The following is a 19,753-nucleotide window of genomic DNA, read 5'->3' as shown; positions in this document are numbered from 1 at the left end:
GGACTCCACACCATGGACAAGCACACCGACATGCAAGCCGTCGTCTGCCACGGCCCCAAGGACTATCGCCTGGAACGCATCGGCAAACCCCAGGCCCGCGTCAACGAACTGGTGATCCGCATCGCCGCCTGTGGCATCTGCGCCAGTGACTGCAAGTGCCACTCGGGCGCCGCGATGTTCTGGGGCGGCGACAACCCCTGGGTCAAGGCGCCGGTGGTACCGGGGCACGAATTTTTTGGCTATGTGGTGGAAGTGGGCGAGGGCGCCGCCGAGCACTTTGAGGTCGCGGTCGGCGACAAAGTGATCGCCGAGCAGATCGTGCCCTGTGGCAAGTGCCGCTTCTGCAAATCCGGCAAGTACTGGATGTGCGAAGTGCACAACATCTTCGGCTTCCAGCGTGAAGTGGCCGAAGGCGGCATGGCGCAGTACATGCGCATTCCCAAGACCGCCATCGTGCACAAGATTCCCGAGTCGGTGTCGCTGGAAGACTCGGCGCTGGTGGAGCCGATGGCGTGCTCGATCCACACCGTCAACCGTGGCGATATCCAGCTTGACGACGTGGTGGTGATCGCCGGTGCCGGCACCCTTGGCCTGTGCATGGTCCAGGTCGCCGCGTTGAAGACCCCGAAGAAACTGGTGGTGATCGACATGGTCGACGAGCGCCTGGAACTGGCGAAGCAATTCGGCGCCGACGTGGTGATCAACCCGGCCCGCGACAACGCCCGCGAGATCATCAACGGCCTCACCGACAACTACGGTTGCGATGTCTACATCGAAACCACCGGCGTGCCTGCTGGCGTCACCCAGGGCCTGGACCTGATCCGCAAGCTCGGGCGTTTTGTCGAGTTCAGCGTGTTCGGTGCCGAGACCAGCGTCGACTGGTCGATCATCGGCGACCGCAAGGAGCTGGACGTCCGCGGCGCGCACCTCGGCCCGTATTGCTACCCGATTGCCATCGACCTGTTCGAGCGTGGCCTGGTCACCTCCCAAGGCATCGTCACCCATGACTTCCCGCTGGACGATTGGGCCGAAGCCTTCGAGCTGGCCAACTCGACCAAGTCGATCAAGGTGCTGTTGAAGCCGGTGGTCTGAACATGAACTACGTGATGGGGGTCGACATCGGAACCCAGAGCACCAAGGCGCTGCTGGTGGATGCTCAAGGCACGATCATTGCCCAGCACAGCCAGGGGTATCGCGTGGATACCCCGAAAGTGCGCTGGGCCGAACAATGGCCGCAGGTCTGGCTGGACGCCGTCGAGGCCTGTGTGGCGCAGTGCATGGCCAAGGCCGGCGTGGCGAAAGACCAGGTCAAGGCGCTATGCATCAGCAGCCTGTACGGCGGCTCGGGGATTGCGGTGGATGCGCAGCTCACACCGCTGCACCCGTGCCTGATCTGGATGGACCGCCGCGCCGGCGAGCAGGTGGCCTGGGTGCGCGAACATGTCGACCTGGAGCGCCTGTTCGAGGTGACCGGCAACTCGGTGGACAGCTACTACGGCTTCACCAAGATGCTCTGGCTCAAGCAGCACCAGCCCGAGGTGTGGGCGAAAACCCGCTACCTGCTGCCACCGAACAGCTACCTCAACTGGTGCTTCACCGGTGAGGTGGCGGTGGACCACAGCAGTGCCGGCAACATCGGTGGCGTCTACGACGTGAAGGCGCGTGGCTGGTCGGCCGAGATGCTCGATGCGCTGGGTATCCCGCAGGCCATGATGCCGCAGCGCTTGGTGCATTCCGGGGAGGTGGTCGGTGGTTTGCTTGACGCCTGGGCAACACGCCTGGGCCTGCAGGCCGGCACGCCGATCCTGGCCGGCGGCGTCGATGCGGCCATGGCTACGCTGGCGGCGGGGGTGACACAACCGGGCAATCATGTGGCGATGATCGGCACCAGCATGTGCTGGGGTTACCTCAATCAGCAGGTGGATGCGCGCCATGGCCTGGTCAGCATGCCCCACGTCTACAACGGTCACCGTGACCTGTACATCTTTGGCGGGGCGATCACTGCCGGTGCCTCGGTGAGCTGGTTTCGCGAGCAGTTCTGCCAGGCCGAGGAACAACAGGCCAAGGCCAGCGGCCAGGACAGCCTGGTGCTGCTGGAACAGCGGGCGATGCACATCCCGGCGGGCAGTGAGGGCCTGTTGTTCTTGCCCTATCTGATGGGCGAACGCAGTCCGGTGTGGGACGACCGCGCCAGTGGCAGTTTTGTCGGCTTGAACCTGTATCACAGCAGAATCCACCTGTACCGTGCAGTGCTGGAAGGGGTGAGTTTTGCCTTGCGCCATAACATCGAAGCAGGCACGCGCGCTGCTCACTCCCTGGACCCGCGCTTGATCGTGGTGGGCGGGGCGAGCCATTCGGACCTGTGGATGCAGATCATCGCCGACGTTACGCGGTACCCGGTGTACACCATCGTGCAGGAGGTTGAGGCGGCGTTGGGCGCGGCGTTGCTGGCGGCGCACACAGTGGGGTTGGTGAGTGATGCGGCGATGGACAAGGGCTGGGTGCAACTGGAGCTGCGCGCTGAGCCCAAGGCGCAAAACGTCGAGGCGTATGACCGCGAATTCGGCGAGTACCTGAAGCTGTATCCGGCCCTGAAACCGATCATGCACAGCTTGCAAACCCACTGACCTGTGGGAGGGAGCAAGCCCCCTCCCACAAGGGATCTCCATTGTTCTTGAGAATGTCATCCATGAACGCAGCTTTCGACTTCACCCACCACCGCATCCTCGTCACCGGCGCCAGCAGTGGCATCGGCCGTGAAATCGCCCTGCAACTGATCGCCAGCGGTGCCGATGTGTTTGCCCTCGGCCGTGACGCGCAGGCCCTGGCCCAACTCGGTTGCCACAGCCTCTGCCTGGACATCGCCGACAGCGCCGCCCTCGACAACGCCCTGCAAGACCTGCCGCCGCTGCACGGCCTGGTCAACTGCGCGGGTATCTCGCGCCTGGAACCTGCCGCTGCCATCAGCGCCGAGGCGTTCGACCAGGTGATGAACGTCAACGCCCGCGCCGCCGCGCAGGTCGCCAGCCGCGTGGCGGCGAAAATGATCGAAGCGCAGATCGCCGGCAGCATCGTCAACGTCTCCAGCCAGGCGTCATTGGTGGCGCTGGACGATCACCTCGGCTACTGCGCCTCCAAGGCGGCGCTGGATGCGATCACCCGTGTGCAATGTGCCGAGTGGGGCCGCTTCGGCATACGTGTCAACAGCGTCAACCCCACGGTGACGCTCACGCCGATGGCGACCATGGCCTGGTCCGAACCGGCCAAGCGCGACCCGGCGCTGGCGGCGATTCCCTTGGGGCGCTTTGCCGAAACGGTGGAAGTGGCATTACCGGTGCTGTTCCTGCTGAGTCGCGCCGCCAGCATGATCAGCGGCATCAGCCTGCCCATCGACGGCGGCTATACCAGCCGCTAGCCGTTTTCCAACTGGCCAGCGATGACCACCTTGTCCCGGGGCTTGCTCGGGTCTTCGAGGCGGTCGAGCAGCAGGCGTACTGCGCTGCTGCCGGCCAGGGAGGCATCGTGGGCCACGCAGGCGATGGGCACGCCGAAGATATCGGCGAAGGGCAGGCGGTCGATGCCGCAGATGGTCAGGCTGTCGTGGGGGATATTGTGCATGCGCAACGCGCGCAGCGCGCCGAGGGTGATCAACTGGTTGAACCCCATGATCGCGTCCGGCGCCGAGTGTTCGGCCAGGTAGTCGAGGGTGTGCAGGTAGGAGGGCATCAACGTGTAGTCGCCGGCCTGCACTTCGACCTGCACCTGCGGGTGTTCGGCCAGCACTTCGCGCAGGCCCTTGAGGCGTTCCACGGTGATGCGTGAGTGTTCGGGGCCGGTGAGTACCAGCAGGCGCCTGAGGTCGGGCGTCTGGCGCAGCAGGTAGTGCGCGGCCTGGATGCCGCTGTGGTAGTTGTCGAGCACCACACGGCTGAACGGGCTGTCGTGGATCGTGCGGTCGAGCAGCACCACCGGGGTCTTGCCGTTGGCCAGGCGTTCGAGGTAGTCGGGCTGGTAGCCCGGCTCATCCGAGACCGGCGACAGGATGATCCCCGCCACGCGGTAGCCCAGCAGGGTGTCCACGGCCTTGCTTTCCAGTTCTTCCAGCTCATCGGTGTCCACCAGCATGATGGTGTAGCCGTGCTGCTTGGCCTCGCGGGAAATCGCCTTGATCATTTCGCTGTAGAACGGGTTGTCCACCGAGGCGGTGATCACGCCGATGATCAGGCTTTCACTGCGCTTCAGGCCGCGGGCGAAGGCGTTGGGCACGTAGTCCAATTCCCGCGCCACTTCGAGGATGCGTGCCAGGGTGGCGGGCTTGACCAGGTCAGGTTTGCTCAGCGCCCGGGACACCGTGATGGTGGTCATGCCGACCTGTTTGGCGATGTCGCTGATGGTGACGGACTTTTTCTTGTTCATCGGTAAGGCTGCAAAAGGAAACACCCGCAGGCTAGCATGCGCGACGGATATTGTTGCCTCAAATCAGCGGGTCCCAGCGTTGCGACCAGTCACTTTCGGCCTTGACCACCTCGCGCAGCAACGCCAGCGCCTGTTGTAACACCGCCGAATCCCGCGCCCGTGAATACACCAGGTACGTGGGGAAGCTGAACTCCGGCGCCTTGGGCACGCGTTGCATCACGCCGCTGTCCAGGTAGCTCTGCACCACGCGGGTGCGGAAATAGCCGGCGCCGCCATTTTCCAGGATGTACTGCAACGCCAGCGGCCCCAGGTTGAAACTCAGCGCGGCGCGGGCCTTGTCGGGCAGGGCGGCGTCGTGTTGTTGACGAAAACCGGGTCCCCAATCGATGTACACATAGGGCGCCGGGTTGCTCACCAATTGCACCAGGATCAGTTTTTCTTCCAGTACCTGCTCCACCTGCAAGCCCGGCCAGTATTGCGGCTGGAACACCAGCGCGGCGTCGAGTACGCCGAGTTCCAATTGGCGCAGCAGGTAGTCGCCTTCGCGGATTTCGGTGCGCAGGGCATGGCCGGGGATGTTCTGGCGCAGGGCCTGGGCCCAGTCGAGCATCAACGGGTTGCACAGGCTTACCTCGCCGCCGATGTGCAGCACGTTGCGATAGCCATCGGGCAACGGCAGGTCGCGTTTGGCGGCTTCCCAGGTCTGCAGCAACTGGTTGGCGTACACCACGAAGGCCTCGCCGTCGGCGGTCAGCCGGGCGCCGGCGCGGTTGCGCACGAACAGCGTGCTGCCTAGCTGGCTTTCGAGGCTTTTGACTCGTGCGGTGATGGCGGTCTGGGTGACGTGCAGTTTCTCGGCCGCTGCGGCGAGGCTGCCGCAGCGGGTGATTTCGAGGAAGGTGCGTGCCAGTTCGATGTCCATGAAGGCCCCTGGGAGTTAATGGGGGACAGTGTAATGGAATGTGGTTGAAACTGTGGGAGCTGGCTTGCTTGCGATGGCGGCCTGGCAGGCGACTGAGTACATATCCGTTGCTGCGGTAACGGCTGCTATGGGTTCCGCCCTTACGGCGGCTCACTTTGCAAAAGCGGCAAAGTAAGCAAAACGCTCTTGCCCCAACACTCGGCACCTCGCCTAGGCTCGGTGTGCCCGTAATCCGACAGGTATTTGGGGGGCCGCCGCCACGCGCCATCCATGGCGCGGGGCGGCTAAACCGGCATCCCTGCCGGTTTACCCCCCAAATACCTGTCGAATTCCGGCCAGCGTGTTTGACGGGGCGCCTAAGGTCAAAAGCAAGATCAAAAGCGACTCGCTTCGCATCGTGGATACGTGGTCTTGTAGGAGCTTGCCGGCGATTGCGGTGTGTCGGTGACGGGTGAGGGGCTGACACGGCGCCATCGCCGGCAAGCCGGCTCCTACAGGGAGTGCCTTTCAGGTTGGGGTTTGTGGGGCTTGGAGGTGCTGGGTCGGGAAGGCCTTCGCGTAGGCGTGGCACACCCGCAACACCTGCTCATCGGCAAACCGCGCGCCCACCACATGCAACCCCACCGGCAAGCCATTCGCCGCCAGCCCGCACGGCACCGACGCCGCCGGTTGCTGGGTCAGGTTGAAGGGGTAGGTGAAGGGGGTCCACTCTGTCCATGCCTGCAGGCCCGAGCCGGGCGGTACGTCGTGCCCGGCTTCGAATGCGGTGATCGGCATCATCGGCGACACCAGTACATCGTAATGCTCATGGAACGCGGCCATGCGCGATACCAATGCGGCGCGGGCTTCAAGGGCGGCGTTGAAGTCGTCCAGGCTCAACTGTGCGCCCCGTTGTGCAATCCTTAGAAGTCCGGGGTCCAGCAGCTGCTTTTGTGCCTCGCTCATGGCGCCGGTCAGGCGCGCAGCGCCGGCCGCCCATAAGGTGCTGAACACCTCCAGCGGGTCGCTGAACCCTGGGTCGATCTGCTCGACATGGGCGCCCAGTTGTTCCAGGCCTCGAACCGCGTCGGCGACCACCTTGGCCACCTGCGGGTCGACATCGACGTAACCGAAGGTCGGGCTGTAGGCCACGCGCAAGCCTTTCAAATCCGTCGCGCCCGATAACCACGGTGTGGTGCGCGGTGCGCCGATCAAGCCATCCCGTGCGTCCGGCTGGGCGATGGTCTGCAGCATCAGCACACTGTCTTCCACCGTGCGGGTCATCGGCCCCAGGTGCGACAGGATGGTCATGGAACTGGCTGGCCATTGCGGCACATAGCCGAAGGTCGGCTTGATGCCGAAGGTGCCGGTAAACGCGCAAGGAATCCGGATCGAACCGCCGGCGTCGCTGCCCTGGTGCAACACGCCGAGGTTCAGCGCTGCCGCTGCGCCTGCGCCGCCCGACGAGCCGCCCGCCGTGGTGCGGGTGTCCCAGGGGTTGCGGGTGATGCCGTACAGCGGGTTGTCGGTGACGCCTTTCCAGCCGAATTCCGGGGTGGTGGTCTTGCCCAGCAGCACCGCGCCGGCCTTGCGCATAAAGGCTGAGAAGGGCGCGTCGACGTCCCACGGCCCTTCGAGGGATGAGGTGCGCGAGCCCTTGCGGGTCGGCATGCCGATCGTCAGTGTCAAGTCCTTGATCGACGCCGGCACACCGTCCAACGGCCCGCAGGGTTGGCCGTCGAGCCAACGTTGTTCCGAGGCGCGCGCGGCATTCAGTGCGCCTTCCGGGTCGACGTGGCAATAGGCATTGACCACCGGGTTGTAGCGTTCGATGCGCAGCAAGGCGTCTTCGGTGACCTCCACCGGCGACAAGGTCTTGTCGCGAAAATGCTGTATCAGTTGCACCGCTGTCAGTTGGCCGATCTCACTCATGCCGTTTCCCCCTGTGCCGCATGGAGCATGGCGCGCAGCAACACCGCGCAGCCCGCCGCCAGGTCGTCCGGCGCGGCGTTTTCGATTTCGTTATGGCTGATGCCGCCTTCGCACGGCACAAAGATCATCCCGGCCGGGCCCAGTTCGGCGACGAAAATTGCGTCGTGCCCGGCACCGCTGACGATGTCCATATGGCTCAAGCCCAGGGCCTCGGCACCGTCACGCACCGCGTTGACGCAGGTCGCGTGGAAGTCCAGCGGCGGGAAGTCGGCGGTGGGCGTCAGTTCAAAGGTGAGGCCGTGTCGCTGGGCGGTGGCTTCGATCACGCCGCGCACTTCATCGACCATGGCTTGCAGCGTGTCCGCGTGCAGGTGGCGCAGGTCGATGGTCATGTGCACCTGGCCGGGAATCACGTTGCGCGAGCCGGGGTGCAGGCTCATGCAACCCACCGTGCCGCAGGCGTGGGGCTGCTGTTGATGGGCGATGCGGTTGACCGCGCTGACCACCTCGGCGGCGCCGACCAGGGCGTCCTTGCGCAGGTGCATCGGCGTCGGGCCGGCGTGGGCTTCGACGCCGGTGAAGGTCAGGTCGAACCACTTCTGCCCCAGGCACCCCATGACCACGCCAATCGTGGTGGCCTGGTCTTCGAGCACCGGGCCCTGTTCGATATGCGCCTCGAAATACGCGCCCACCGGGTGGCCGAGCACGGCGCGGGAGCCGGCGTAACCGATGCGCTGCAATTCGGCGCCCACCGACAGGCCCTGGTCATCGACTTTGTCGAGGGTGTCCTGCAAGTCGAACTTCCCGGCAAACACCCCGGAACCCATCATGCACGGCGGAAAACGCGAGCCTTCTTCATTGGTCCACACCACCACTTCAATCGGCGCTTCGGTTTCAATGTTCAAATCATTCAGGGTGCGGATCACTTCCAGCCCGGCCATCACCCCGTAGCACCCGTCGAACTTGCCGCCGGTGGGTTGGGTGTCGATATGGCTGCCGGTCATCACCGGGGGCAGGGCGGGGTTGCGCCCGGCACGGCGCGCAAAGATGTTGCCGATGGCATCGACAGTGACGCTGCACCCGGCCGCCTCGCACCATTGCACAAACAGGTCTCGGGCCTGGCGGTCGAGGTCGGTGAGGGCCAGGCGGCACACGCCGCCTTTGACTGTGGCGCCGAGCTGGGCCAGGTCCATCAGCGATTGCCACAGACGGTCGCGGTTGATCAATAGGGCGTTGCTCTGGAGCGGTTGCGTAAAACTGTTCATCTGCAATCTCCGGTCAGGCACTCAGGGCCAAATAACGGTTTTTGATCGTCGGATCGGCGCGGAAGGCTTCGGCGCTGCCTTCGTAGACCACGCGGCCTTGTTCGAGCACGTAATGGCGGTCGGCGAGTTTGTCGCAGACCATCAGGTTCTGTTCCACCAGCAGCACGGGCAGGCCGTCGTCCTTGACCTTGCGCAGGATCTTCACCAGCTCGTCGACGATCACCGGCGCCAGGCCCTCGGTGGGTTCATCGAGGATCAGCAGCTTGGGGTCGTTGAGCAGGGCGCGGGCGATGGCGAGCATCTGTTGCTCGCCACCGGACAGCGCGTGGCCGGCGTTTTTGCGCCGCTCCTTGAGGCGCGGGAACATCGCGTAGACGTCTTCCAGCTGCCAGCGGCTGGTCTTGCGGGCGGCGATGCGCAGGTTTTCCTCGACGGTGAGCAAGCGGAAAATCCCACGGTTCTCCGGCACCAATGCCAAACCCTGGCGGGCGATTTCGAAGATCTTCTGCCCGACCAGCGCCTGGCCGTTGAAGTGGATCTGGCCCTGGCGCGGGCAGATGATGCCGAGGATGCTGCGCAGGGTGGTGGTCTTGCCGGCGCCATTACGCCCCAGCAGCGTCACCAGTTCGCCGGGGTTGACGCTCAGCGACACGCCTTCCAGCACGTGGCTCTTGTCGTAGTAGGAGTGAATATTCTCGACGATCAGCATCAGGCAGCCTCCCCCAGGTATGCGGTGCGCACGCGTTCATCGGCGCGCACGAATTCCGGCGTGCCTTCCACCAGGATCTGGCCGTGGCTCATCACCGTGATGCGTTGGCTGATGGACATGACAATGCTCATGTTGTGTTCGATCAGCAGCACCGTGTGGTCGCGGCCAAGGTCGCTGATCAGTTGGGTCATGATCGGGATGTCATCGATGCCCATGCCCGAGGTGGGTTCGTCGAGCATCAACAGTTTGGGCTTGGAACAGATCGACATGCCCACCTCCAGTACCCGTTGCTGGCCGTGGGACAACTCGCCGGCCAGGGTGTCGGCGCGGGCGCTGAGTTGCAGGCGTTCCAGCACCTGGTCTGCCATCTCCAAGTGTTCGCGTTTGCTGTCTACGCGGCGCCAGAAATTCAATGCGCGAGCACCGTCACGGCCCTGGGCGGCCAGGCGCAGGTTCTCGCGCACGCTGAGGTTCTGGAACAGGCTGGTCAGCTGGAACGAGCGCGCCATGCCCAGGCCGACGCGGCCGTGGGCGGGCTTGCGCATCAGGTTGTTGCCGTCGAAATGGATCGCCCCGGCGGTGGCCTGGCGCTCACCGGTGAGGCAGTGGAACAGGCTGGTCTTGCCGGCGCCGTTGGGGCCGATGATGGTGTGGATGGTGCCGGCCTCGACCTTGAGGTTGACGCCGTTCACCGCATGGAACGCGCCGTAGGCCAGTTCCAGGTCTTGGGTTTCCAGCAGGATGCTCATAGCCCTTCCTCCTTGGCGATAACCACGTTCTTGCGGCTGCCGCGCACCTTCTCGAACAGCGACGCCAGGCCGCCCCACAAACCACCGCGCATGAAGATCACCACCAGGATCAGGATCACCCCCAGCAGCATCAGCCAGCGCGGCCACAGGTCGGAGAGGAAATCCCCGAGCAGCACGATGGAACCGGCGCCCAGCAACGAGCCAAACAGCGAGCCGGTGCCGCCGACGATGGTCATGATCAGGATGTTCTCGGACATCGCCAGGTCGATGTTCGACAGCGGCACAAAGTGCAGCAACATGGCGTACAGCGCCCCGGCAATCCCGGTGACGGCGCCGGACAGTACGAACACCAGGATCTTGAAGTGCCGCGTGTCGTAGCCGATGGCTGAGGCACGGGTTTCGTTTTCGCGGATCGCCATCAACGTGCTGCCGAACGGCGAGGCGATCACCCGGCGCGCACCGATGAAGATCAGCAGGAACAGCACCGCGACAAAACCGTAGAAGGCGCGGGCGTCGGCGAGCGACAGCAGTACAGTGTCACCCAGGCGGATTTCCGGGCGCGGCACGCTGAGCAGGCCGTTGTCGCCGCCGGTCCAGTCGCTGAGGGTGTAGGCGACAAAATACGCCATCTGGCTGAACGCCAGGGTCAGCATCACGAAGTAGATACCGGTACGGCGGATCGCCAGGGCGCCCACCAGCAAGGCCAGGAACCCACCCGCAATGGCGGCGCCGAGTAACGTGGTGAACAGGCCCATTTGCAAGTGGATCATCAGCAACGCCGCGCAATAAGCTCCGGCGCCGAAGAAAATGCCTTGGCCAAACGACAGCAGCCCGGTGTAGCCCAGCAATAGGTTGCAGGCCAGGGCGGCCATGGCAAAGATCAGGATCTCGGTGGCCAGGGTCGCCGAGGGCAGGATCAGCGGTAGACCGATCAGTACCGCCAACACCCACAGCAACATGGCGCGCGATTGCGTCTTGGCAAACGGCAGGGGATTTTTCTCGCTCATGTCAGGCTCTCCCGAACAGGCCGTAGGGACGGACCAGAATCACCACGGCCATGGCGCCGTAGATCATCAGGCTCGCACCCTGGGGCCAGAGTGTCGTCATCAGGCTTTGCACCACGCCCACCAGCAAACCGCCGACCAGCGCACCGCTGAACGAGCCCATGCCGCCGATCACCACCACCACGAAGGCCACGCCGAGAATCTCCGGGCCGACAAAGGGCTGCGCGCCGCGCAAGGGTGCAAACAGCACACCGGCGACGCCGGCCAGGGCCACGCCGAGGGCGAAGGTCATGGAGAACAGGCGGAAAATATTGGTGCCCAGCAGCGACACGGTTTCGGTGCTTTCACTGCCGGCGCGCACCAGGGCGCCGAAGCGCGTGCGTTCCAGCAGCAGCCACAGGCCCAGGCCGACCAGCCCGGAAAACACAATGAGGAACAGGCGGTAGTAGGGGTAGACGAAGTCGCCCACCACCAGCACGCCGCGCAGCAGTTCCGGCACCGCGACGCTCTTGCCCACCGGGCCCCAGATCATCACGCTGGCTTCCTGGATGATCAGCGCGATGCCCAGGGTCACCAGGATCTGGAACATGTGCGGCAAGTGGTAGATCCGCTGGATCAACAGGCGCTCGATCACCCAGGCCAACGCCGCCACCACCAGTGGCGCGATCAGCAGCGCCAGCCAGAAGTTGCCGGTGAGGCTCACGGCGGTGTAGCAGATGTAGGCACCCAGCAGAAAGAACGCGCCGTGGGCGAAGTTGACGAAGTTGAGCAGGCCGAAAATGATCGTCAGCCCGACCGCAATGAGGAAGTAGATCATCCCCAGCCCAAGGCCGTTGAGGATCTGGAACAGGTAAAGATTAAGCATGCAGGAACCCTCGGCAGGACGCCGCTTGCGCGGCCCTGCGCTACAAAATTCAGCGGATCAGCCGAGCGTGCAGCCCGTGGCGTCCACCGGCGGGAACGATTGGCCGGCGCTGAGCACCTTGGCCAGGTCGTCCTTGTCGGCCATCTCGCTGCTGGCCTTGCCGACCAGCAGGTAGTAGTCCTTGATCACCTGGTGGTCGCCGGCGCGGATCGATTCCTTGCCGGTGGGCCCTTCGAAACTCAGGCCCTGCATGGCCTTGGCCACGGTCGGCCCGTCGAAGCTGCCGGTGGCGATGATGGTTTCGAGGATGACCTTGGTGCTGATGTAATCGGCGGCCAGCGGGTAGGTGGGGTTGATGCCGTATTTGGCCTGGGTGAGCTTGACCAGTTCACGGTTGAGCGGGGTGTCGACCTGGTGCCAGTACTGCGCGCCAAGGTACACGCCCTCAAGTACATCGCTGCCCAGTTCCTGGAATTGGTCGAGGCCGGCGGACCACACCAGCAGCACTTTCATGCGCTCCTTGATGCCGAAGTTCACCGCCTGGCGCAGGGTGTTGGACGACTGGCTGCCGAAGTTGAGCAGCACCAGCACGTCGGGCCTGGTCGAGATGGCGTTGGTCAGGTAGCCGGAAAATTCCTGCTCCTGCAGCGAGTGGTAGCTGTTGCCGACGTGTTCCAGGCCGTGTTCCTTGAGCACGTTTTTGGCGCCTTCAAGCAGGGCTTCGCCGAACACGTATTGCGGAGTGATGGTGTACCAGCGCTTGGCGTCGGGCAGCAGCTTGATCAGCGGCACCATGGTTTCGCGGATTGCGCCGTAGGTGGGCACCGACCAGCGGAACGTCGCCTTGTTGCAGTCCTTACCGGTGACTTCATCGGCGCCCACCGGGGTCATGAACACGCCGCCGACCTTGTCGACTTCCTTGGCCACTGCCAGTGCCGACGACGACAACGTGCACCCCTGGAAGAACCGCGCACCATCCTGCTGGATGGCTTCCTGGACCTTGCGCACCGCCTTGCCGGCGTTGCCTTCGGTGTCGATGACTTTGTAGTTCAACGGGCGACCGAGCACCTCGGGGTGCTGTTCCACCGCCAGGCGCGAACCCATGTCGGCAAACTTGCCATAGCTGGCAAACGCGCCAGACATGGACTTGAGGCCGTAAAAGGTAAAGGGCTCGGCGGCAAATGCCGAACGCACGCTCAGCGGGAGGCTGAGGGCGGCGGCTGCGGTGAGACTGGCTTTCAACAACGTACGACGCTGCATGGGGTGACTCCCTGGTTTAGTTATTGGCAGGAGTGGCAATGGCGATACGGTGGAGCAAGGGCCTGTGGGCAGGCCTGTTATTGGATGAAACGATGTCTGGTTGAAATGCAGCCCAAATGTGGGAGGTGGCTTGCCTCCGATAGCGGTGTGTCAGTCGACATTAATGTTGAATGTGCTGGCGTCATCGGGGGCAAGCCCCCTCCCACATGGGGTCTGTGGTGTTATTTAAGAGTGATCGAACTCCAGCAAAAAGTGCGGGCTGACCTGGCCTTCGAGGGCGGTCATATGGTGTTCGGCGTCGCACATGTGTTCATGCATCAAGCTGCGCACCGTGCGCTCATCTCCGGCACGAAAGGCGATCAGCAACTGCTTGTGATAGTCCAGGTTGGCCGCGTCGAACTGCTTGCGCTTGGGCTTGTAGGCTTTTTTCAGCACTACCAGGTCGCGCAGCAGGTCGTTGAGGAACTGCGCCATGAAACTCAGCAGCGGGTTGGGGCAGGCCTTGGCCAGCAGGTTATGGAACTCCAGCTCCGCCAGGCGTTGCTCACGCTGGCCGGCTTCGCTGTCTTCCGGGGCGCTGCAAAAATCCACGTTGTCTTGCAGGGCCTGGTAGTCGTCTTCGCTGAGGCGCCCGAGCACCGACACCGCCAGTTCCACCTCGATGACTTTGCGCAGTTGGTACACCTGCTCGCCGTCCAGGTGCTGGAAGTGCAGGTAGTTGCGCAGGGCGCGGCTGGCCGGCTCGGTGCCGGCCTGGTTCAGGTAGGCACCGCCGCTGGGGCCGGTGCGCGTGCTCACCAGGCCTTCGACTTCCAGGGCCTTGAGCGCTTCGCGGGCCGAGCCCTTGGAGCACTGGAAGCTTTCCATCAGCTCACGCTCGGTGGGCAAGCGGTCGCCGGGCTTCAAGGCGTCGGTGACGATGGAGCGCTTAACCGACTCGACAATCACATCGGACAGCTTCTGGCGTTTGCGTCGTAGCGGGCGGCTTAGCATGGGTTCGATTTATCGTATTAATGCGGATAAATAGCACTTAATAACGATCAACCCCCAGCGTCAACGCCGGGTGTCGTTTTTGAGGCCAGCAGGTCGCAAACGGGGGGTTACTGCCCGTCGGCGGAATCCAGGCAGCGCGTGGAGCGTGGAGGTTGCTTGCCGTAGACCAGAAAGTCGCCCACCCAGCGGTTGATGCAGCGGCTGGCGTCCTGTGTAGACGAGTCTTTCAGGCGCAGTTGTTCAACGAAGGGCGCCGCCATTTCGCTCGCGTGCGCGTTGACCAGCACCATGCGCGTGACCCGCTCGGGGAATAGCGTGGCGTAGTGGTTGCCCAGGCGTGCGCTGTCGGCATTGCCCAGGTAACGCAATTGAGCTTCACCGAGTTGGGTACGTACGAACTCCAGGTCCTGGGCGGCCAATTCGATTCCATTGTCGGTACTGAGGTCGCGGGTGCTGAGCTCGATGACGTCATAACGGTCCACCAGCCTGCGATAGGCCGGGTGGGAGTGGGCGTTCCAGAGGCTGGCCAGGTGGATGACAAAGGTGCCGACCTGATGCTTTTTGGCGGCGTCGCCGGCCTGGGCAATGATCACGCCTTCACGGCTCAGCGGGTCGCGGGCACCGACGCGGGTCACGTACAGGCGCAGCCTGCCCTGGCGTGGCGCTGCGTAATTGCGCGGTACGCTCACGGTGCCGCATTGGGTCCGTTCCAGTACAGCGGGGTCCAGGCGTTCAACGGTGGGCAGGGGACAGTCCAGCAACCAGTCGATGGCAGTGGGGGGGATCAACGGCTGGGCTGCAGCAAGGTTTGCCAGCAGCCAGAGACAGGCGCACGTCAGGTGTTTTGCAGCAGTCATCGAGAGGTCCCGGGCAACCGTGTGATAGCGGTTTTTTTACCAAGGACCTTGGGTCGAAGAATGTAGGCTGAAAGAACGTTTTGTGTATGAAACTGGAGTTTTGTTTATCGGATCTCTGTCTGCCAGCCACCGCCCAGTGCTTTGTACAGGGCGATACTGGCCTGTAGGCGTGACAAGCGCAGTTGCACGTTCTGGTCCTGGGCCGCGTACAGCGTGCGCTGGGTTTCCAGCACGGTGAGCAGGTCCTCGGCGCCGGCCTGGTAGCGGCTTTCGGCGATCTGGAACGCCGTCTGCGCCTGTTGCAGTTCTTCATGCTGCCATTCGCGTTGCTGGTCGAGGCGGGTGATGCTGCTGAGGGCTTTTTCCACGTCGGCAAAGCCGTTGATGATCGCGCCGCGATAGGTTTGCAGCAGTTCATCCTGACGGGCGCGGGCCTTGTCGCGTTCAGCGCTTAAACGGCCGTTGTTGAAGATCGGGCCGACCAGGCCGGCGGTCAGTGTGTAGTAGGGGCTGCGCAGGATATCCAGGGCCTTGTAGGCATCCGAGCCGAGGGTTGCACCCAGGGTGATGGCGGGCAGCATGGCGGCGCGGGCCACGGTGACGTCGGCCTGCGCCGCCGCCAGTTGTGCTTCGGCCTTGGCGAGGTCGGGGCGGCGGCTGAGCAATTGGCTGGGCATGCCCGCACCGATGGTCGGCCAGGTCAGTGCCTGGAAGGTTTCGGAGCCCAGGTCCAGGCCTTGTACCGGCCGGCCGAGCAGGGCGGCCAGGGTGATCCGCGATTCTTCGCTCAGTTGCTGGATCAGCGGCAACTGGCGTTGCTGGCTGGCCACCAGGCTTTTTTGCTGGGCCAGTTCCAGGGCGGTGGCGGAGCCGGCGTCATAGCGGGTCTGCACCAGGTCGAGCACGTTGCGCGCGTTGGCCAGGTTCAGCTCGGCGATCTGCTCGCGCTGCCGCGCGGCCAGGGTTTGCGCGTAGCGGTCGGCGACGCTGCTGAGCAGGGTCAGTTCCACCGTGGCCTGGTCGAACGCGCTGGCGCGCAGACTCTGCAAGGCGCTGTCGCGGGCGGCGGCGCGGCCACCCCAGAAATCCACTTCGTAGCTGGCGGTGAGGTTGGCGCTGTAGTTATCGACGGTGTCATCGTTGCGTGTTGCGTCCAGGTCCGGGCCACCTGGGCCGCGCAGCAATTTCTGGCGGCTGGTGGCGAGGTTGAATTTCACCTCCGGCAGCAGCGGCGCGCCGGCGATGACTGCGCTGGCCTGGGCCTGGCGCACGCGGGCCGTGGCGGCGGCCACGTCGAAACTGTCCCGGCGGGCCTGGTCGACCAGGCGGTTCAACTGCGGGCTGCCGAACTGTGTCCACCATTGCTGCTGGGTGGCCTGGGCCGCGTCGCGCTCGGCGTATTGCCAGGCGGCCGGCGGTGCGATGCCGCTGTCGACGGCAGGCGGGTTGCCGGTGCAGGCGCTGAGCAATACGCAGAGGCCGGGCAGGTAAAGGGATCGTTTATTCACTGGTCAACGCCTTAACCGGATCGAGCCGGGCAGCTTTACGGGCCGGCATGAAGCCGAATACGACGCCGGTGACGAGGGCACAACCGAATGCGCCGAACACCGCCACCAGGGAAAACTGCACCGCCACCTTGGCCAGCACCAGCACGCCGCCCACCAGCAACGCCAGGGCGATGCCGCACAGGCCGCCAACCACCGAAAGCATCACCGCTTCGGTGAGGAACTGGCGCAGAATGTCGCGCTGGCGTGCGCCGGTGGCCATGCGGATACCGATTTCACGGGTACGTTCGCGCACCGTCATCAACATGATGTTCATCACGCCGATGCCGCCCACCAACAGGGAAATCGCGGCAATCGAACCGAGCATCAGCGACAGTGTGTTCTGCGTGCGCGCCTCGGCCTGGATCATCGCGGCGTTGTTGGTCAACTCATAGTCGCGCTTGCCGTTGTGCAGCTTTTGCATCAACTGGTCGATGGCCACTTCGGCCTCGCGGACCTTGCGCGCATCCGCCGCCGCGATCACCACATACTCGGGGTTGTAGCTGCCGAACAGACGCACGCTGGCGGCGGTGTAAGGGATGGCAACCCGGTCGTCACTGTCCTTGTTGCCGGAGCTGGCGCCTTTTTCCGCCAGCACGCCAATCACCTGGAACGGCACATTTTCAATCAGGATGTACTGGCCGATGGGGTCGACCTCACCCTTGAACAGCTTCTCGCGCACGCGATGACCAATCACCGCCACGGTGGCGGCCGCACGTTCGTCGGCGGCAGTGAAGTAATTGCCCTCGACCACCGGCCAATTGAAAATCTCCGGGAAGTTGGTGTCATTGCCGCCCACGTAAGCCATGTAGTCGACGTTGCCAAAACGCACCCCGGCTTCGTTGCCGTTGACCGGCATGATGCGCTGCACCTGCGGCAGGGACGCCAGTGCATGCACGTCATCGAGGGTCACGATGCCCAGCGGCGTGCGCGGATTCGGTGACGAACCGCTGAGGTAGATGATGTTGGAGCCGAACGCGCCCATCTGGGCCATGACCTGGCGCTTGCTGCCTTCGCCCACCGCCAGCATCACCACCACCGACGCCACGCCGATGATGATGCCCAGCAGGGTCAGCGCGGTGCGGAAGCGGTTGATCCACATCACGCGCCAGGCGGCCTGTACCGCGTCCAGCAGTTCGGCTTTCCAGGCGCCGTTGTGCTCGGCGCCGTCGGCCAGGCGCTGACGCAGGTCCACGGCTTGCAGGGCGCCGCTGGTGGCCACGGGCGGCGCGTCGCTGTCGTTGGCCGAGTCACTGATGATCAGGCCATCGCGAATCTCGATGATGCGGTTGGCCCGCGCCGCCACTTCGCGGTCGTGGGTGATCAGGATCACCACGTGGCCCTGGCTGGCGAGTTCGTCGAGCAGGGTCATGACCTCGGCGCCGCTATGGCTGTCGAGGGCGCCGGTGGGTTCGTCGGCGAGGATGATATGGCCGCCGTTCATCAACGCACGGGCGATGGACACCCGTTGCTGCTGGCCGCCGGAAAGCTGGTGCGGACGGTTGCCGGTGCGCTCGGCCAGGCCCAGGCGGGTGAGCAGGGCGTTGGCGCGGGCATGGCGCTCGGCGGCGCTGATGCCGGCGTAGATCGCCGGCATCTCGACGTTTTCCTGGGCCGAACCCGAGGGGATCAGGTGGTAGCCCTGGAACACAAAACCAAAGGCTTCGCGGCGCAGCCAGGCGAGTTCGTCGCTGTCCAGGTGCGCGACGTTTTCCCCGGCGAACAGGTAGTCGCCGGTGCTGGGGCGGTCGAGGCAACCGAGGATGTTCATCAACGTGGACTTGCCGGAGCCGGAAGCGCCGACGATGGCGACGAACTCCCCGGCATGGATGGCCAGGTCGATGCCGCGCAACACGTCGACCTGCGGGCTGTCGCCGCCGCCGTAGGACTTTCGGATGTCCTTGAGTTCGATCAGGGGCGTGTTCACCTCAACCCCCGTTGCCGTCGGCCGGGCCGACCAGCAGGTGATCACCTTCGTTCAGGCCGTCGAGCACCTGCACGCGCAGGCGGTCGCTGATGCCGACCTGCACCTGGCGCTGTTCGATGCGGCCATTCTTGGCCACCACCCGGGCGATCTGCTGGTTGGCGTTGGCCGTGCCCTGCAGCGCAGCGACCGGCGCGGTCAGCGTGTCCTTGGCCTGGCTGGCGACGAAAAATACCTGGGTGGTCATTTCTGCCATCAACGCGTTGTCGCTGTTGTCCACATCCAGCAACACGGTATACAGCACTACGCGGCCGCTGCCGCTTTTATTCGAACTGTTGGGGCTGCCGCTGCCTTGAGTCTGATTCAGAGGCTTGGGCGGGATCGGCAGGATCTGCCGCACGGTGCTGGTCCAGCGCCGGTTGCCGCCGCTCAGGGTGGTGAAATAGGCGGTCATGCCCGGTTTGACGTGGCCGATATCGGCTTCCGAGACTTCCGCCCACACGGTCATCGGCGACAATTTGGCGATCCGCAGGATCAACGGCGTCTGCTGCTGCGCGTTGAGGGTCTGGCCGACCCGTGCGTCCACCGCGACCACGGTGCCAGTCATCGGCGCATAAATCCGCGTGTAGCCGAGCTCTGCTTCATCACTGCGCAGGCTGGCCTGGGCTTGCAGGATCTGCGCCTGGAACATGTCGACCCGCGCCTGGGTGGCGCTCAGTTCCGCCTTGGCGGTTTGCACGTCTTCCTCGCGGGTGGCGTTGCCGGCGACCAGGCGCTGCTGGCGCTGGTACTTCTGGCGCGCCAGTTCGTGCTGGGCCTTTTGCTCCTGCAACTGGGCCTTGAGGTTTTCGATGGCGTAGCGGCTGGCGTCGAGCTTGGCCTTCTGCGTGGACGGGTCGATCTCCACCAGCAACTGGCCTTCCTGCACCTGGTCGCCGGCCTCGACGTGGATCTTGCGGATCTGCCCCGATGCCTGGGCGCCCACGTCCACATAACGGCGCGGTTGCAGGGTGCCCAGGGCGGTCACGCTGTTTTCGATATTGCCGCGGGTGACGGTGACGGTGGTGAGGGTGTCACGCCCCGGCGGCAGCACCTGCCAGGCCGCGACGGCGATGATGGGGATCAGGCACGCGATAACGAGCAAGGCGCGTCGGGCAGGTCGAGGGCGTTTCATGCGTGGGTTTCCAGCCAGGAAAGTTCGGACCGCAGTTGCGGGGAGCTGACAAGTAAACGAGAGAATTGCGCGGGGATTTAGGCGGTTACATAAGCAGTTACAGCTCCTTTGAAGAAAAAAGTCGTCCGTTGACGCAAGTCTGCTTTAAAAGTAGATGAGA

General features: G+C 64.2%; 17 protein-coding genes. 3 read left to right on the top strand and 14 right to left on the bottom strand.

All coding sequences use genetic code 11. The annotated features are described in order from the left end of the window. The first annotated feature begins 12 nt into the window (after nt 1–12). The 3 genes from ACZ445_RS19695 to ACZ445_RS19685 all read left to right on the top strand — a co-directional run bounded on the left by ACZ445_RS19695 (nt 13) and on the right by ACZ445_RS19685 (nt 3,415). Entirely contained in the window at nt 13–1,092 is a 1,080-nt protein-coding gene (locus ACZ445_RS19695; protein WP_058426379.1) for an alcohol dehydrogenase catalytic domain-containing protein, read from the top strand. 2 nt (nt 1,093–1,094) lie between these two features. Then, the gene (locus ACZ445_RS19690; RefSeq protein ID WP_310864048.1) at nt 1,095–2,627 is read left to right on the top strand and encodes an FGGY-family carbohydrate kinase; all 1,533 of its coding nucleotides are present in this window, start codon (nt 1,095–1,097) and stop codon (nt 2,625–2,627) included. A gap of 62 nt (nt 2,628–2,689) precedes the next feature. Then, nucleotides 2,690–3,415 (top strand): SDR family oxidoreductase, encoded by a 726-nt coding sequence (locus ACZ445_RS19685; protein ID WP_179029059.1) that lies wholly within the window; start codon nt 2,690–2,692, stop codon nt 3,413–3,415. Here ACZ445_RS19685 and ACZ445_RS19680 read toward each other — a convergent pair. The 14 genes from ACZ445_RS19680 to ACZ445_RS19615 form a co-directional block, all read right to left on the bottom strand. Further along, nucleotides 3,412–4,416: a LacI family DNA-binding transcriptional regulator gene (locus ACZ445_RS19680; protein ID WP_071495890.1), complete on the bottom strand. Its 1,005-nt coding sequence runs from the start codon at nt 4,414–4,416 to the stop codon at nt 3,412–3,414. The genes ACZ445_RS19685 and ACZ445_RS19680 overlap by 4 nt on opposite strands. Nucleotides 4,417–4,474: 58 nt before the next feature. Further along, on the bottom strand, nt 4,475–5,338 hold the full coding sequence (locus ACZ445_RS19675; protein ID WP_464707472.1) for a LysR family transcriptional regulator: 864 nt from the start codon (nt 5,336–5,338) through the stop codon (nt 4,475–4,477). 507 nt (nt 5,339–5,845) lie between these two features. After that, nucleotides 5,846–7,249, bottom strand: a complete 1,404-nt coding sequence (locus ACZ445_RS19670; RefSeq protein WP_464707471.1) for an amidase — start codon at nt 7,247–7,249, stop codon at nt 5,846–5,848. Beyond that, nucleotides 7,246–8,514 carry a Zn-dependent hydrolase gene (locus ACZ445_RS19665; RefSeq protein ID WP_464707470.1) on the bottom strand — a complete coding sequence of 423 codons (1,269 nt, stop codon included), beginning with the start codon at nt 8,512–8,514 and terminating at the stop codon, nt 7,246–7,248. Before ACZ445_RS19665 ends, ACZ445_RS19670 begins: the two co-directional genes overlap by 4 nt. A gap of 13 nt (nt 8,515–8,527) precedes the next feature. Beyond that, a complete protein-coding gene (locus ACZ445_RS19660) occupies nt 8,528–9,223 on the bottom strand; it encodes an ABC transporter ATP-binding protein (protein WP_058426386.1) in 696 nt (231 codons plus the stop codon). Next, on the bottom strand, nt 9,223–9,972 hold the full coding sequence (locus ACZ445_RS19655; protein WP_058426387.1) for an ABC transporter ATP-binding protein: 750 nt from the start codon (nt 9,970–9,972) through the stop codon (nt 9,223–9,225). Before ACZ445_RS19655 ends, ACZ445_RS19660 begins: the two co-directional genes overlap by 1 nt. Then, nucleotides 9,969–10,979: a branched-chain amino acid ABC transporter permease gene (locus tag ACZ445_RS19650; protein WP_464707469.1), complete on the bottom strand. Its 1,011-nt coding sequence runs from the start codon at nt 10,977–10,979 to the stop codon at nt 9,969–9,971. The genes ACZ445_RS19655 and ACZ445_RS19650 overlap by 4 nt, the downstream gene beginning before the upstream one ends. 1 nt (nt 10,980) lies before the next feature. Then, nucleotides 10,981–11,841: a branched-chain amino acid ABC transporter permease gene (locus ACZ445_RS19645; RefSeq protein ID WP_015884776.1), complete on the bottom strand. Its 861-nt coding sequence runs from the start codon at nt 11,839–11,841 to the stop codon at nt 10,981–10,983. A gap of 57 nt (nt 11,842–11,898) precedes the next feature. Next, the gene (locus ACZ445_RS19640) at nt 11,899–13,101 is read right to left on the bottom strand and encodes an ABC transporter substrate-binding protein (protein ID WP_058426389.1); all 1,203 of its coding nucleotides are present in this window, start codon (nt 13,099–13,101) and stop codon (nt 11,899–11,901) included. A gap of 225 nt (nt 13,102–13,326) precedes the next feature. Continuing rightward, nucleotides 13,327–14,094 carry a FadR/GntR family transcriptional regulator gene (locus ACZ445_RS19635; protein ID WP_179029930.1) on the bottom strand — a complete coding sequence of 256 codons (768 nt, stop codon included), beginning with the start codon at nt 14,092–14,094 and terminating at the stop codon, nt 13,327–13,329. Nucleotides 14,095–14,201: 107 nt separating this feature from the next. Next, entirely contained in the window at nt 14,202–14,951 is a 750-nt protein-coding gene (locus tag ACZ445_RS19630; protein WP_058426726.1) for an alpha/beta fold hydrolase, read from the bottom strand. A gap of 104 nt (nt 14,952–15,055) precedes the next feature. Continuing rightward, nucleotides 15,056–16,459, bottom strand: coding sequence for an efflux transporter outer membrane subunit (locus tag ACZ445_RS19625; RefSeq protein WP_058426727.1), 1,404 nt, complete (start codon nt 16,457–16,459; stop codon nt 15,056–15,058). Continuing rightward, complete coding sequence (locus ACZ445_RS19620; RefSeq protein WP_058426728.1) at nt 16,452–18,422, bottom strand: MacB family efflux pump subunit; 1,971 nt, start codon at nt 18,420–18,422, stop codon at nt 16,452–16,454. Before ACZ445_RS19620 ends, ACZ445_RS19625 begins: the two co-directional genes overlap by 8 nt. A 1-nt stretch (nt 18,423) precedes the next feature. Beyond that, a complete protein-coding gene (locus ACZ445_RS19615) occupies nt 18,424–19,593 on the bottom strand; it encodes an efflux RND transporter periplasmic adaptor subunit (protein ID WP_058426729.1) in 1,170 nt (389 codons plus the stop codon). Nucleotides 19,594–19,753 lie beyond the last annotated feature (160 nt).

It is taken from the genome of Pseudomonas allii (genome assembly GCF_055380095.1).
This window is presented reverse-complemented; position numbering and strand designations above follow the sequence as displayed.

Coding starts and splice junctions, on each gene's coding strand:
- ACZ445_RS19680 (WP_071495890.1), bottom strand. CDS start 4,416: ATGAACAAGAAAAAGTCCGTCACCATCAGCGACATCGCCAAACAGGTC.
- ACZ445_RS19655 (WP_058426387.1), bottom strand. CDS start 9,972: ATGAGCATCCTGCTGGAAACCCAAGACCTGGAACTGGCCTACGGCGCG.
- ACZ445_RS19695 (WP_058426379.1), top strand. CDS start 13: ATGGACAAGCACACCGACATGCAAGCCGTCGTCTGCCACGGCCCCAAG.
- ACZ445_RS19660 (WP_058426386.1), bottom strand. CDS start 9,223: ATGCTGATCGTCGAGAATATTCACTCCTACTACGACAAGAGCCACGTG.
- ACZ445_RS19665 (WP_464707470.1), bottom strand. CDS start 8,514: ATGAACAGTTTTACGCAACCGCTCCAGAGCAACGCCCTATTGATCAAC.
- ACZ445_RS19690 (WP_310864048.1), top strand. CDS start 1,095: ATGAACTACGTGATGGGGGTCGACATCGGAACCCAGAGCACCAAGGCG.
- ACZ445_RS19650 (WP_464707469.1), bottom strand. CDS start 10,979: ATGAGCGAGAAAAATCCCCTGCCGTTTGCCAAGACGCAATCGCGCGCC.
- ACZ445_RS19675 (WP_464707472.1), bottom strand. CDS start 5,338: ATGGACATCGAACTGGCACGCACCTTCCTCGAAATCACCCGCTGCGGC.
- ACZ445_RS19630 (WP_058426726.1), bottom strand. CDS start 14,951: ATGACTGCTGCAAAACACCTGACGTGCGCCTGTCTCTGGCTGCTGGCA.
- ACZ445_RS19685 (WP_179029059.1), top strand. CDS start 2,690: ATGAACGCAGCTTTCGACTTCACCCACCACCGCATCCTCGTCACCGGC.
- ACZ445_RS19635 (WP_179029930.1), bottom strand. CDS start 14,094: ATGCTAAGCCGCCCGCTACGACGCAAACGCCAGAAGCTGTCCGATGTG.
- ACZ445_RS19615 (WP_058426729.1), bottom strand. CDS start 19,593: ATGAAACGCCCTCGACCTGCCCGACGCGCCTTGCTCGTTATCGCGTGC.
- ACZ445_RS19670 (WP_464707471.1), bottom strand. CDS start 7,249: ATGAGTGAGATCGGCCAACTGACAGCGGTGCAACTGATACAGCATTTT.
- ACZ445_RS19645 (WP_015884776.1), bottom strand. CDS start 11,841: ATGCTTAATCTTTACCTGTTCCAGATCCTCAACGGCCTTGGGCTGGGG.
- ACZ445_RS19640 (WP_058426389.1), bottom strand. CDS start 13,101: ATGCAGCGTCGTACGTTGTTGAAAGCCAGTCTCACCGCAGCCGCCGCC.